At 67.3% G+C, this 13,974-nt stretch carries 10 protein-coding genes; 6 read left to right on the top strand and 4 right to left on the bottom strand.

Annotated features, from left to right (window positions below; translation table 11 throughout):
- The first annotated feature begins 76 nt into the window (after positions 1–76).
- From RZN05_RS12195 to RZN05_RS12180, 4 genes are read left to right on the top strand one after another with little or no spacing between them, the layout of a single operon-like run.
- Entirely contained in the window at positions 77–1,294 is a 1,218-nt protein-coding gene (locus RZN05_RS12195) for an argininosuccinate synthase (RefSeq protein ID WP_317226877.1), read from the top strand.
- A gap of 34 nt (positions 1,295–1,328) precedes the next feature.
- Positions 1,329–3,038 (top strand): hypothetical protein, encoded by a 1,710-nt coding sequence (locus tag RZN05_RS12190; protein WP_317226876.1) that lies wholly within the window; start codon positions 1,329–1,331, stop codon positions 3,036–3,038.
- Positions 3,035–4,585 (top strand): hypothetical protein, encoded by a 1,551-nt coding sequence (locus RZN05_RS12185; RefSeq protein WP_317226875.1) that lies wholly within the window; start codon positions 3,035–3,037, stop codon positions 4,583–4,585. Before RZN05_RS12190 ends, RZN05_RS12185 begins: the two co-directional genes overlap by 4 nt.
- Positions 4,586–4,594: 9 nt before the next feature.
- A complete protein-coding gene (locus RZN05_RS12180) occupies positions 4,595–6,283 on the top strand; it encodes a hypothetical protein (protein WP_317226874.1) in 1,689 nt (562 codons plus the stop codon).
- 131 nt (positions 6,284–6,414) lie between these two features.
- Here the strand turns inward: RZN05_RS12180 and RZN05_RS12175 are convergent, their stop codons facing one another.
- From RZN05_RS12175 to RZN05_RS12160, 4 genes are all read right to left on the bottom strand, one after another.
- On the bottom strand, positions 6,415–7,554 hold the full coding sequence (locus tag RZN05_RS12175) for a GNAT family N-acetyltransferase (RefSeq protein WP_317226873.1): 1,140 nt from the start codon (positions 7,552–7,554) through the stop codon (positions 6,415–6,417).
- Between the two features lie 190 nt (positions 7,555–7,744).
- On the bottom strand, positions 7,745–9,025 hold the full coding sequence (locus RZN05_RS12170; protein WP_317226872.1) for a mechanosensitive ion channel family protein: 1,281 nt from the start codon (positions 9,023–9,025) through the stop codon (positions 7,745–7,747).
- Entirely contained in the window at positions 9,025–10,209 is a 1,185-nt protein-coding gene (metC, locus tag RZN05_RS12165) for a cystathionine beta-lyase (RefSeq protein ID WP_317226871.1), read from the bottom strand. The genes RZN05_RS12170 and metC overlap by 1 nt, the downstream gene beginning before the upstream one ends.
- Complete coding sequence (locus RZN05_RS12160; protein ID WP_317226870.1) at positions 10,206–11,039, bottom strand: sulfurtransferase; 834 nt, start codon at positions 11,037–11,039, stop codon at positions 10,206–10,208. Before RZN05_RS12160 ends, metC begins: the two co-directional genes overlap by 4 nt.
- 52 nt (positions 11,040–11,091) lie before the next feature.
- On the opposite strand from RZN05_RS12160, the gene queF reads away from it, so the two are divergent.
- Together queF and RZN05_RS12150 are read left to right on the top strand one after the other, a co-directional pair.
- Entirely contained in the window at positions 11,092–11,538 is a 447-nt protein-coding gene (queF, locus tag RZN05_RS12155) for a preQ(1) synthase (protein WP_317226869.1), read from the top strand.
- A 140-nt stretch (positions 11,539–11,678) separates the two neighbouring features.
- Positions 11,679–13,952, top strand: coding sequence for a glycosyltransferase family 4 protein (locus RZN05_RS12150; RefSeq protein WP_317226868.1), 2,274 nt, complete (start codon positions 11,679–11,681; stop codon positions 13,950–13,952).
- The last annotated feature ends 22 nt before the right edge of the window (positions 13,953–13,974 follow it).

Genomic DNA, 13,974 nt, shown 5'->3' with positions numbered 1-13,974 from the left:
CCATAGCACAATGGTTGCGCGACCGGGCATGGAACCCTAGAGCGCGCCGGTTTCCCATCTATCCCCGGAGTCGCCCATGTCGGACAAGATCAATCGCGTCGTCCTCGCCTATTCGGGCGGGCTGGACACGAGCGTGATCCTGAAATGGCTCCAGCAGGAATATCAGTGCGAGGTGGTGACCTTCACCGCCGATCTCGGCCAGGGCGAGGAGCTAGAGCCCGCGCGCCGCAAGGCCGAGCAGGCGGGGGTGAAGCCCGAGCACATCTTCATCGACGATCTGCGCGAGGAGTTCGTGCGCGACTTCGTCTTCCCGATGATGCGCGCCAATGCGATGTACGAGGGGCTGTACCTGCTCGGCACCTCGATCGCGCGGCCGCTGATCGCCAAGCGCCAGATCGAGATCGCCAAGCTGGTGAACGCCGACGCGGTGAGCCACGGCGCGACCGGCAAGGGCAACGACCAGGTCCGTTTCGAGCTCGGCTATTACGCGCTCAACCCCGACATCAAGGTGATCGCGCCGTGGCGCGAATGGGACCTGACCAGCCGCACCCGGCTGATCGAATTCGCCGAGCAGCACCAGATCCAGGTCGCCAAGGACAAGCGCGGCGAATCGCCCTTCTCGACCGACGCCAATCTTCTCCACACCTCGTCCGAGGGCAAGGTGCTCGAGGATCCGTGGGAGGAAGTGCCGGATTACGTCTATTCGCGCACGGTGAACCCCGAGGACGCGCCGGATCAGCCCGAGAGCATCACGATCGATTTCGAGCGCGGCGACGGCGTCGCGCTCAACGGCGAGGCGATGTCGCCCGCGACCCTGCTCACCGCGCTCAACGAGCTCGGCCGCAAGCATGGCATCGGACGCCTTGATCTCGTGGAGAACCGCTTCGTCGGCATGAAGTCGCGCGGCATGTACGAGACGCCGGGCGGGACGATCTATCACCTCGCCCATCGCGGAATCGAGCAGATCACCCTCGATCGCGGCGCCGCGCATCTCAAGGACGAGCTGATGCCGCGCTATGCCGAGCTGATCTATAACGGTTTCTGGTTCGCGCCCGAGCGCGAGATGCTCCAGGCCGCGATCGACCATAGCCAGGCCAAGGTGACCGGCACGGTCCGCTTGAAGCTCTACAAGGGCAATGTCATCGTCACCGGCCGGCGTTCGCCCCATTCGCTCTACAGCGAGAAGGTCGTGACCTTCGAGGACGATCAGGGCGCGTACGACCAGCGCGACGCGGCGGGCTTCATCAAGCTCAATGCGCTGCGGCTGCGGCTGCTTGGCCGCCGCGACGGCTAACGCTGCTTTAACCATGCTGAACTAGGCCGGTCGCATGCCTTCGGTGCACGGCCGGCCCACTCGCGACCTCGGCGTCGCATTGCTCCTCGCGGGCCTGCTGACGGTCGCCTGGAGCCTTCAGAATTGGGCCAATCTGTCGGCGCTGCGGCTGCCCGATACCGACGATGTCGTTCGGCTCCAGCAGATCCGCGACTGGCTGGGCGGACAGGCTTTCGGTGATCTCGCCCAGCACCGCCTCGGCGCGGCGCCGGGGCTCGAGATGCACTGGTCGCGGCTGCCCGACCTCGTCCCCGCCGCGCTGATCGCGCTGCTGTCGCCGCTGCTCGGGGCGCACGCTGCCGAGCTGGTGGCGGTGATCGTCTGGCCGGCATTGCTGTTCGCCGCCGCGCTTGCGCTGGTCGCGAGCCTCGCGCGATCGCTCGGCGCCTCGGGGCCGCTCGCCACGTTGATCGCTGCGCTCGCTTTTCCCGCGACGACCTTGTTCATGCCCGGGCGGATCGATCATCACGGGCTCCAGCTCGTCCTGCTGCTCGTCGTGGCGCGCGCCGCGGTGGGGCAGGGGCGGCTCGGTGCGGGTGCCGGCGCCGGCATCGCCACCGCCGCGTCGCTGACCGTGGGCCTCGAGACCGCGCCGTTGCTTGGCGTCGGCGCCGCCGCGATCGTGCTGCGCTGGGTGCGCGAGGGCCGCAATGCCCAGCCGCGCCTTGCCGGCTATGCGGTGGGGCTGGTCTTGTCGCTCGCCGCGGCTTCGGTGCTGCTGCGCACCAGCGGTTGGAATTGGCCGGGGTGCGACGGCTTCAACTACACCTTTTGGCGCGCTGCGCAGCTTGCCACGCTTGCCCCGCTCGGCCTCGCCGTTTTCGGCTTCGTTTTCGAGACGCCTCGGCATCGCGGCATCGCCACGCTGATCCTCGCGCCCGCCGGGCTGTTCGGCGCGCTGGCGCTCTCGCCGGGCTGCGTCGCGCCCTATGGCGAAGTCGATCCGCTGCTCGCGCAGCTGTGGCTCGCGAACGTCGCCGAGGCACAGCCGCTGCTCGGCGCGCCGCTGGTCCATGCGATCGGCTATGCCGGGCTGATGCTCGCTGGCATCGCCGCGGGGATCTGGGCCTTGCGCCGCAGCCGCGACGATCGCTGGCTGGTCATCCTCGCGCTCCAGCTCGCCGCGCTGGCGTTGACCTGGATCCAGCTGCGCGGCGCCTATGCCGGCGCGCTGCTCGCCGCGCCGGCGCTCGCGATGCTGATCACGGTCGCGCGCACCAGGAGCGTGCTTGCGTTGGTTCCTGCGTGGCTGATCTCGGCGGGGATGCTCTATCCGATCGTTGCCGGCGCGCTCGTTCCCGCCGGACCAGAACGGGCCGGTGGCGCAGACTGCACCGGGCCTGGCACACTCGCCCGGCTCGCGGCACTGCCGCCCGGCACGCTGATCGCGCCGATCGACCTTGGCGCGTTCGCGCTGGCGGCGACGCCGCATCGAGTGATCGCCGCGCCCTATCACCGCAACACTGCGGGCAACGACGCGATGTACCGTTTCTTCCTCGGCCCGATCGACGATGCCCGGCGTCTCGCCGATACCTGGCACGTCAATTACGTCGCTTATTGCCCCGGTGACTTCGCCGAACTCGGTACGCAGGCGGCCAGCTCCGCGCGGCTGAGCGGTGCGCTCGCCGTCGGCAAGCCGCCCGCCTGGCTGCGGCCGATTTCCCCTCCCGGCGAAGTGCCGATGCTGTTCGAGGTGGAACGATGAAGCCGCGGACGCCGTGGTGGGAGACGCGCTGGTTCGCGGTCGCCGCGGTGCTGCTCGCGCTCGTCCCGCTGGCGCTGCCGAGCGTGCCGCCCTTCACCGATCTCGCCGGGCATGTCGGGCGCTACCGGGTGATGCTCGGCACCGATTCCGATGTGCTCGGCCAATGGTACCGCTACGAATGGCGCTTCGTCGGCAATCTCGGGGTCGACCTGATCGTCGCCGGGCTCGGCCCGCTGATCGGGCTCGAGCCTGCCGTGAAGGCTGCGATGATGCTGATCGTCGCGTTGACCGTCACCGGCATCCTCTGGATCTCGCGCGAGGCGCATGGCCGGGTCCAGCCCTGGGCGCTGCTCGCGCTGCCGCTCGCATATAATTACCCGCTCCATTTCGGCTTCGTGAACCACTGCCTGGCGATGGCGCTCGCGCTCAACGGCTTCGCTTTGTGGCTGCGGCTCGCGCGGCAGGGCCGGTTCCGCCTGCGCGCGGCGCTCTTCGTGCCGCTCGCCACATTGGTCTGGGTTGCGCATGTCGTCGGCTGGGGCGCGCTGTGCCTGATGGCCTATGGCGCCGAGCTTGCCCGGATGCGCGAGCAAGGCGGCAAGTGGCCGGCCAGCGTGATCCGCGCCGGGCTCGCCTGCCTGCCGCTGGCGCTGCCGCTGCTGTTCCTGGTCCTGTGGCGTTCGGGCGAGGGCGAGAGCGTTACCCAGCGCTTCTTCGACTTCCGCTTCAAGGCGGGCTGGCTGGCGATGATCTTCCGCGATCGCTGGCCCGAATTCGACATGGCCTCGGCCGCATTGCTCGGCATCCTGCTCTACGGCGGCATCCGCAGCACCCGCACCGGCCATGCCCGAATGCTCACCTATGCAGGCCTGCTGCTGCTGCTCGCGTTCGTGCTGCTGCCGTTCATGCTGTTCTCCTCGGCCTTCGCCGACATGCGCCTCGCGCCCTACATCGTCCTGCTCGCCTTGCTCGCCTTGCGCACCGGCGAGACGATGCCATTGCGCGAGAAGACGCTGCTGGCGATGATCGGCTTGGCCTTTTTCGGCGCGCGCATCGCGGCCAACACCGCGAGCCTATGGGACACCGGCCGCGTCTGGGAGCATCACCTTGCCGCCCTCGATCATGTCCCACGCGGCGCCCGGCTGGTCAGCTTCGTCGGCGAGCCTTGCGGACAGGGCTGGTCGCATCGCCGCACCAGCCACTTGCCGGCGTTCGCGATCGCCCGCCGCGCCGCCTTTTCCAACGATCAATGGCGGCTCGGCGGCAGCACGCCGCTGCGCATCGTCGCGCCGGGCGTTCCGGGGTACGACGCCGATCCTTCGCAGATGGTGGTGAGCGCGCCGTGCCCGATCCAGCCTGCCTTCGCGACGATCCATGACGCGCTGGCGCACTTGCCGCGCGACCGCTTCGACTATGTCTGGCTGATCGATCCGCCTGCGTTCGATCCGCGGCTGGTGGCGGGGATGACCCCGGTGTGGCGCAACGAAACCGACACGCTCTATCGGATCGACGCGCACGCCATTGCGGGCACCCGATCCCGACCCTAAAGCGGGCCGATGAACAGGGGCGAAAGGCTGCATTGGTGGCAGACACGATGGTTCGTGGCATTTGCCACGTTCCTGGCGATCGTGCCGTTGCTGTGGCCCGATATCCCTCCGCTGGTCGACTTGCCCGGGCATATGGGGCGCTATCGCGTCCAATTGGTCTATGACCAGTATCCGCATCTCCACCAATGGTATAATTTCAACTGGAGCCTGATGGGCAATCTGGGGGTCGACCTGCTCGTCATCCCCTTGTCCAAGGTCTTCGGGCTCGAGCTTGCGGTCAAGCTGATCGTGATGGCGATCCCCGCGACCACCGTCGCCGGCCTGCTGATGATCGCGCGCGAGGTCCATGGCCGCATTCCGGCGAGCGCGCTGTTCGCGCTACCGCTGGCCTATGCCTTCCCGTTCCATTTCGGCTTCGTCAATTTCGCGCTGTCGATGGGGCTGGCGCTGCTCGGCTTCGGCTGGTGGCTGCGGCTGGCGCGGCTGGGCAAGTTCCAGTTTCGCAGCATCGTGTTCCTGCCGATCTCCGTGCTGATCTGGATCACGCATACCTTTGGCTGGGGCGTGCTCGGCGTGCTCGCCTTCTCGGCAGAGCTGATTCGCCAGCACGACAAGCATCGCGGGCAGGATTTCGTCCAGTCCTGGGTGCTGCCCTGGTTCAAGGCGGGGATCCAGTGCCTGTCGCTCGCGCCGCCGGTGCTGCTGATGCTCGCCTGGCGCAGCGGCGGGCACGTCACCGGGCAGACCGCGGACTGGTTCAACTGGCGCGCCAAGATGTTGTGGATCACCCAGGTGTTCCGCGACCGTTGGCAGCTGTTCGACATCGCATCGGTCGGCGTGCTGTTCCTGCTGCTGTTCAAGGCGATCCGCGACCCGAACCTGCAATATTCGCGCAACCTCGGCCTCTCGTTCCTGTTCCTCGCGGCGGTCTATGTCCTGTTGCCGCGGATCGTGTTCGGATCGGCCTATGCCGATATGCGGCTGGTGCCGTTCCTGCTGGCGATCGGGATCATCGCGATCCGCCCCAAGCCCGGCCTGTCGATGCGCGGCGCGGCGACGGTGGCGGCGATCGGCATGGCGTTCTTCGGCGCGCGGATGGCCGCGACGACGTGGAGTTTCTTCCTCTACGACAAGTCGTACGACCGCGAGCTGAAGGCGCTCGAGCATCTGCCCGAGGGCGCGCGCCTCATCAGCTTCGTCGGCGAGACGTGCTACAACGAATGGAAGATGACGCGCCTCCAGCACGTTCCTGCGCTCGCGCTCGAACGCAAGCTCGCCTACACCAACGATCAATGGTCGATGCCCGGCGCGCAGCTGCTGACGGTGCGCTACGATGCGGCCAAGCGCTTCGCGCACGATCCGTCGCAGATCGTCACCGACGTCCAGTGCCCGCGCGAATGGTGGCGGCCGGTGCCCTGGGCCTTGTCGCGCTTCCCGCGCGATGCGTTCGACTATGTCTGGCTGCTCCGCCCGCCCGAATTCCCCGACAAGTTCCTCCAGGGGCTGGTGCCGGTCTATACCGACGATCACAGCAATTCCGGACTCTACCGCGTCGATCACAGCATCCCCGCCCCGGTGATCCGGCCGGGCGAGCTGCCGCTGCCGAAATGGGAGCGCGACCTGATCCTCAACGACGGGCGCCAGTTCAACAGCAACCTGCCCGAGCCCGAGGCTTCGCCTTCGCCGATGCTACCTTAATTCCTCCCCCGGAGGGGGAGGGGGACCGCGAAGCGGTGGAGGGGTAGTCTCCACAAGCGACGTCGCCCGCGGAGAGTACCCCTCCGTCAGGCTGCGCCTGCCACCTCCCCCTCCGGGGGAGGATCAATCTGTCACCCCTCGCGCCTGAACGGCATCATCTCGCCGAGCCATTCCTGCTCGCGCTCGACCGCCTCGCGCTCGCGTGCCAGGAAGTCCGCCACTGCGCGACGGAAGCCGGGGTTGGGGATGTAGTGCGCCGACCACGTCGTCACCGGGGCATAGCCGCGCGCGAGCTTGTGCTCGCCCTGCGCGCCCGCCTCGACCCGCGCCAGCCCGCGCGCGATCGCGGCGTCGATCGCCTGGTAATAACAGAGCTCGAAATGGAGGAAGGGCACCTCCTCGGTGGCGCCCCAATAGCGGCCGTACAGCGCATCCTCGCCGATCAGGTTGAGCGCGCCCGCGATCGGGACGCCATCGCGCTCGGCGAGGATCAGCAGCACCCGGTCGGCCATCTCGTGCCCGAGCAGCGTGAAGAATGCGCGGGTCAGATAGGGCTGCCCCCATTTGCGCGATCCCGTGTCCTGGTAGAACCTCCAGAACGCATCCCAATGCGCCTCGGTGATCTCGGCGCCGGTCAAATGGCGGATCGTTAGCCCTTCCACTGCCGCGGCGCGCTCCTTGCGGATTGCCTTGCGCTTGCGGCTGGCGAGCGCGGCGAGGAAGTCGTCGAACCTGGCATAGCCCTGGTTCTGCCAGTGGAACTGCGTCCCCGCGCGCACCAGCCAGCCCGCCGCCTCGAAATACGGCAGCTGGCCCTCGTCGACGAAGGTGACATGCGCCGAGGAGAGTTCGTTCTGGTCGGTCACGGCCTCGATCGCTGCGATCAGCGGGGCCGCCAGTGCGGAATCGCGCAACAGCAGCCGCGGCCCCGGCACCGGCGTGAACGGCACGGCGATCTGGAGCTTGGGATAATAGCTTCCGCCCGCCTGCTCCCAGGCGTCGGCCCAGCCATGGTCGAAGACATATTCGCCCTGGCTGTGCGCCTTCACATAAGCGGGCACGATGCCGGCGGGGCGGCCGTCGGCCCCATCGATCACGATCGGCAGCGGCTGCCACCCTGCGCGCGCAGTGGCCGATCCCGAGCGTTCGAGGATCGACAGGAAGCCATGGCCGACGAACGGATTGCCAGATCCTGCACACGCGTCCCACTGCGACGAGGGGATCGAGGCGACGCCATCGGCGATGCGAGCGGAAATCGGCTGTGAATTCACGCCGCCAAGATAGGCGCGAACTGGCGCACGCGGGAGGGGGACTTTCCTACAGCGCGCTGATCTGATATGTTCACTATTCGTTCTTTGAACTTGTCAAACTCATACGATCGCTCGGCGCAACGAAATTACGTGTTCGCGCAACGTATGGAATGAATAAATGCGCAAAGTGCGAAGTTAAGCCGGGCAAATCCTACAACGCGCCTGGCGGTTGCCCCGGCCACTCCCGCACGCGCACGTCGCGCACCGGATAGGGGATGACGATGCCATGCTCCTTGAACAGCAACCACAGCCGGTTGAGCACGTCGCTGCGGACATTGCCCACGCCGCTCTCGGGATCGCTGATCCAGGCGAGGATCTCGTGCTCGACGCCCTTTTCGCCGAACGCCATCAGCCAGACATTGGTCTTCGGGTTGGCGAGCACCCGCGGGCTCTCCTCGGCGGCGCGCAGCATCAGTTCCTGGGCAAGTTCCAGGTCGCAGTCATAGGCGACCGTCACCGGGATGCGGACGCGGACGTTGCGATCGGTGTAGCTCCAGTTCTCGACCTCCTGGGTCATCAGATTCTCGTTGGGAATCAGATGCTCCTTGCCGTCGCGGGTGATTACGCTGACCGCGCGCACGCCAATCTTGTTCACCCAACCGAAGCTGTCGCCCACCACGATGACGTCGCCCGGCTTGATCGATCGGTCCATCAGCAGGATGATCCCGGCGATCAGATTACCGATCGTCTTCTGCAGCCCGAAGCCGATCGCCAGGCCGAACGCGCCCGAGAACACCGCGAACGCGGTCAGATCGACCTGGAGCAGGTCGACGCCGACGAAGAAGGCGAGCACCACCACCGCGATCGCGGCGAGCTTCTGGACGAGCAGCTTCTGGGTGGCGTCGAACCCGCGCGCCTTGCCGATCGAATGGCTGAGCACGCGATTGACAACGCGCACGCCGGCGAACAGCAGCAGCACCGTGATCCCGAAGGTGAAGGCCGAGAGCAAGGAGAAGCGGCGCGAGCCAACCTGGATGCCGACCCGGTCGAACGTCGCCTCGACCACCGCGAACCCGCCGATCGCGTGGCTGAGCACGAGGAAGAAGGCGAGCGCCGCGAGCGTCCAGGCCGCCCAGCGCGCCAGGTTGAGCGCGCGCAGCACGGTCGAGGCCAGCATCGCCATCGCGAAGGCCTCGGCGAGTCCGGTGACCAGCGTGCCGAGCGGCAGCCACGGCCAGCCGACCGCGACCATCGCGAGCAGGATCGTCGCGGTGCCCCAGCGGACCAGCGCGCAGACGCGCAGCTGGAAGGTGTCGGCACTGCCGTTGAGATGCTCGGCCCAGGCGGTGGCGATCCGCGTGCCGATATGCCGCCCGGCGAGCCAGCCGAGGACGAGCGCCAGCGCAACCAGCCCGGCGGCGAACGCGGCTTCGGTGATCTCCGCGGTCCCGGGCAGGTTGTGTCCCGCCAGCCAGGCCGCGAGCCGCTCCATCAGCCGCGCGCCTGGGCGAAGCGCGCGAGCCCGGCATCGAGGTCGGCGATCAGGTCGTCGGCATCCTCGAGCCCGATCTGGAGCCGGATCACCGGCCCCTCGGCTTCCCATTTCTTCGCGGTACGGTGGCGTTGCGGATCTACCGGCAGCGCGAGGCTCTCATAGCCACCCCAGCTGAAGCCGATGCCGAAATGCGCGAGCCCGTCGATCAGCGCGGCGCGCGCCGCGTCCGACCCGCCGTTCAGCACGAACGAGAACAGCCCGGATGCGCCGCGGAAGTCGCGGACGAAATATTCGTGGCCGGGGCATTCGGGCAGCGCCGGGTGGAGCACGCGGGCGACCTCGGGGCGGGTGCGCAGCCACTGCGCGATCTTGAGCGCGGACCTGCCGTGCTGCTCCAGCCGCACCGCCATCGTGCGCAGCCCGCGCGCGCCGAGCCAGGCATCGTCGGGGCTGCCGGTCTGGCCGAGCTGGTACGATATCGCGCGTAGCGGCTCGTACTTGCCCTGCGCGGCGGTGACCGAGCCGAGCATCACGTCCGAATGGCCGACGACGTACTTGGTGCAGGCGAGGATCGAATAGTCGATCCCCAGCGCAATCGCGGGAAGCAGCAGCGGCGTCGCCCAAGTATTGTCGAGCAGGGTGACGATCCCGCGTGCCTTGGCGACCGCGACGATCGCGGGCAGGTCCTGCACTTCGAAGGTCAGGCTGCCGGGGCTTTCGAGGAAGATCGCCTTGGTGCGATCGGTGCAGAGCGCGGCGATCCCGGCGCCGATCGTCGGATCGTAATAGATCGTGGTGACGCCGATCTTCCGGAGCAACCCGTTGGCGAAGCCGCGGGTGGGATCATAGGCGCTGTCGGGAACGAGCAACTCGTCGCCGGGCGAGAGCACTGCGAGCAGCGCCGACGCCACCGCGGCGACGCCCGAGGGGTAGAGCAGGGTCGCCTCGGCGCCGGGCTCGAGTTCGGTCAGCGCTTCGGCAAGCGACCATTGGGTCGGCGTGCCGCGGCGGCCGTAGAACAATTTGTGATGCGTGTCGGCCGCGCCGCGCGCGCGCAACTCGGCGACCGAATCGTAGAGGATCGTCGAGGCGCGCCATACCGGCGGGTTGACGATGCCCTGGGTCCATTCGGGCCGGCGTCCGGCCTGGACGATCTTGGTCGCGTCCTTCTCGTCGCTCATGCCGGGCCCAGCGCCTTGGCGGTGTCGGGCTGCGCGCCCCATTCGGTCCAGCTTCCGTCATAGACCGGCACGTCGCGGCCGAGCAGATGCGCGGCGAAGGCGACGACGCTCGCGGTGATCCCCGATCCACAGGTCGCGACCAGCGGCTTGTCGAGATCGATCTCCACGCGCTCGAATTCGGCACGCAGCGCGTCGGGCGCCTTCCACGTGCCGTCGGCCTCGAAGAAGCGACCATAAGGAATGTTCTTCGATCCCGGAATATGGCCGGCCGCGACTTCCTGGCGCGGATCGGCTTCGTCGCCGGTGAAGCGCGCCGTCGAGCGCGCGTCGACGATCTGCTCGTCGGTCGCCTGCATCTCGGCGAGGCTGCGCACCTGGGTGCGCGGCATCCCGGCCTCGAATGCCGCGCGGATGGGCGAAGGGGTGTCGGTTTCGAGCGGCCGGCCTTCGGCCTTCCATTTGGCCATCCCGCCGTCGAGCAGCGCGGCCTCGAGCCCGAAGCGGCCGAGCACCCACCAGGCGCGGCACGACGTGCGGTGCGGGCTGGTGTCGTAGAGCACGATCCGGCTGCCGGCGGTGATGCCGAGCTCGGCCATCCGCGCCTCGAACAAGTCGCGCGGCGGCAGCATCGAAGGCAGCGGGTCAGCGGCATCCACCAGCGTGTCGAGATCGAGCAGCAGCGCGCCGGGGATGTGACCCGCGGCATATTCGGCCGGCGGATGCTGTTTCGCCGATCCGGGGATCGTCGAGGTGTAGGTTGCGTCGAGCACCACCAGGCCGTCGGAGCCTAGGGCATCCGTCAGCCACTGCGTCGTTACGAGTCCGTCCATCGCCATGCTCCTAAAGGATGCAAAGCGCGGCGCAAACCACTACATGGCGGCGATGAAAGCCAAGCATCTCGGACAGAACTCCGTCCTCCCCGCGTCGCCCGAAGAAGCGGAACTCGACTACGTCGCCAATCCCCGGCCCGGCAGCCGCTACATGATCCGCTTCGCCGCGCCCGAATTCACCTCGCTCTGCCCGATCACCGGCCAGCCCGATTTCGCGCATCTGGTGATCGACTATGTCCCGCGCGCGACGATCGTCGAATCGAAGGCGCTCAAGCTGTTCCTCGGCTCTTTCCGCAACCACGGCGCCTTCCACGAGGATTGCACCGTCGGGATCGGGGAGCGGCTGTTCGCCGAGATGCAGCCCGAATGGCTCCGGATCGGCGGATATTGGTATCCGCGCGGCGGGATCCCGATCGACGTGTTCTGGCAGTCGGGCGATCCCCCCGCAGGCGTCTGGATCCCTGCCCAGGACGTGCCCGGATACCGCGGCCGAGGCTGAACGCCAGATTTACGGCTCGACTCGTCCGATTCATTTGTGTTGCATTGCAACAAGAGTGAAACCATATTCCTTTGCAAGAGTTGAGGAGGCTTCGAGGGGGTCGTGACGGACCCAATTGTTGCAGTAGCGAAGGAATAGAGATGGCGCCTTTCATGTTGGCTCCGGGGATCGATCACCTCGCGCTTATCGGCAACTTTCTTCCGCGCAAATGCGGCCTCGCGACCTACACCACCGATACCTACAACGCGCTCAAGGATCGCTATCCCGATCTTCGAGTCGACGTGTACGCGATGGACGATCATCCTGGGATGTACGACTATCCCGAGGCGGTGACTCGCGCGATCCCGCAGGATGATCGCACGGCGTATCTCGACGCGGCGCGCGCGATCGAGGCTAGCGGCGCCCAGGCGCTGTGGGTCCAGCACGAATATGGCATCTATGGCGGCGCGGCGGGCGATTTCCTGCTCGCCTTGCTCGACCGGCTGTCGATCCCCGTCATCACCACCCTCCACACCGTGCTCGAGCGCCCGAGCGCCGATGAGCGCCGGGTGATGGAGGCGTTGCTCCAGCGCTCGTCGCGGATCATCGTGATGGCCGAAAAGGGCCGCGACATCCTCAAGCGCGTCCACGGCGCCGACGGCAAGAGCATCGTGATGATCCCGCACGGCGTGCCCGATCGCGCCTTCGCCGATCCCGACAGCCGCAAGACGGCGTTCGGCTGGGAAGGCCGCGAAGTCGTGCTCACCTTCGGGCTGCTCGCGCCCAACAAGGGCATCGAGACGATGATCGCGGCGCTGCCCCAGGTCGTCCAGACGCGCCCCAACGCGCTGTATGTCGTGCTGGGCGCGACGCATCCGAATCTCGTCGCGCATGAGGGCGAAGCCTATCGCGATCGCTTGAAGGCGCTTGCCGAAGAAAAGGGCGTTGCCGCAAACGTCCAGTTCATCGACGCGTTCGTCGAGTATGACGAGCTGATCGACTATCTCGAGGCGGCCGACCTCTATGTGACGCCGTATAACAACCCCGCCCAGATCACCTCCGGCACGCTTTCCTATGCGGTCGGCGTCGGCAAGCCGGTGATCTCGACCCCGTACGTTCACGCGACCGAGATCCTTGCCGACGATCATGGCGTGCTCGTCGATTTCGGCGACAGCGCCGCCTTCGCGCGCGAGATCGAACGGCTGCTTTCCGACGAGGGCGAGCGGCTGGCGCTGGCGCAGCGCGCGTATGCCCGCGGCCGCACGATGATCTGGTCGCGTCTCGCCGAGAATGCGATGGTCGAGCTCAATGCCATCCGTGAAGCACAGCCGCGCCGTTTAGCGACGGCGCCCGTGGAGCTCGCGACGCTCAAACCCGATATCGCCGCAGTCGAGCGGATGAGCGATTCGACCGGCATGCTCCAGCATTCGATCTATTCGGTGCCAGATCGCCGCCACGGCTATTGCATCGACGACAATGCCCGCGCGCTGATCCTGATGTGCAAGATCGACGGGATCGACGAGGCGGTGCGCGACAAGTGGACAACGATCTATGGCGGGTTTGTCCAGTACGCCTGGAACCCCGACCAGCGCCGCTTCCGCAACTTCATGAACTTCGATCGCACCTGGTGCGAGGATGTCGGCTCGGAGGATTCGAACGGCCGCGCGATCTGGGCGCTCGGCGTCACGGCGCGCGACGCGCGGGCGCAGAAGCACCGCGACTGGGCCTCGGTGCTGTTCGACACCACGGCGTCGGTCGCGCTCGAGCTGATGGCGCCGCGCGCGCACGCCTTTGCGATGCTCGGTGCCGCGGCGATGATCGAGGCGCATCCGGGGCACGCGCTCTCCCGCACGATCCTGACGCGCTATGGCGAGGAGCTGATCGCGTTGCTCGACCAGGCGCGCCGGCCCGAATGGCAGTGGTTCGAGATCGTCCTTGCCTATGACAATGCCCGGCTGCCCGAGGCGCTGCTGCGCGCGGGCAAGGTGCTCGGGCGGCAGGACTTCATCGATATCGGGTTGCAGACGCTCGACTGGATCGTTGGGCGGCAGACCTCGCCCGAGGGCCGCTTCCGCGCCGTCGGCAGCGAGAGCTTCGGCCGACCCTATGCCGAGCCGCTGCAGTTCGATCAGCAGCCGCTCGAGGCGCAGGCGACCGTCGACGCATGTGCCGCTGCCTATGAAGTCACTTCAGACAAGCGCTGGTATGACGAGGCGATGAAGGCGTACCGCTGGTATTTGGGGGCGAACGACCTCGAGCTCCCGCTTGCGACCGTGCAGGACGGCGGCTGTTTCGACGGTTTGATGCCGGGCGGTTTGAACCGGAATCAGGGCGCCGAGTCGATTTTGGCGCTCCAACTGGCGAATTGCGCCATTTCCGCACTTTCAAAGCCTGCCGAAATCGTGGCAAGCACCCGCCGCACCGCCGCCGCGTGAACCCTTCGCGCCGGCGTGAAGG

It is taken from the genome of Sphingomonas sp. HF-S4, assembly GCF_032911445.1.
Classification (GTDB): domain Bacteria; phylum Pseudomonadota; class Alphaproteobacteria; order Sphingomonadales; family Sphingomonadaceae; genus Sphingomonas; species Sphingomonas agrestis.
The sequence above is the reverse complement of the archived record's forward strand: the minus strand, read 5'-3'. Positions and strand labels throughout refer to the sequence as shown.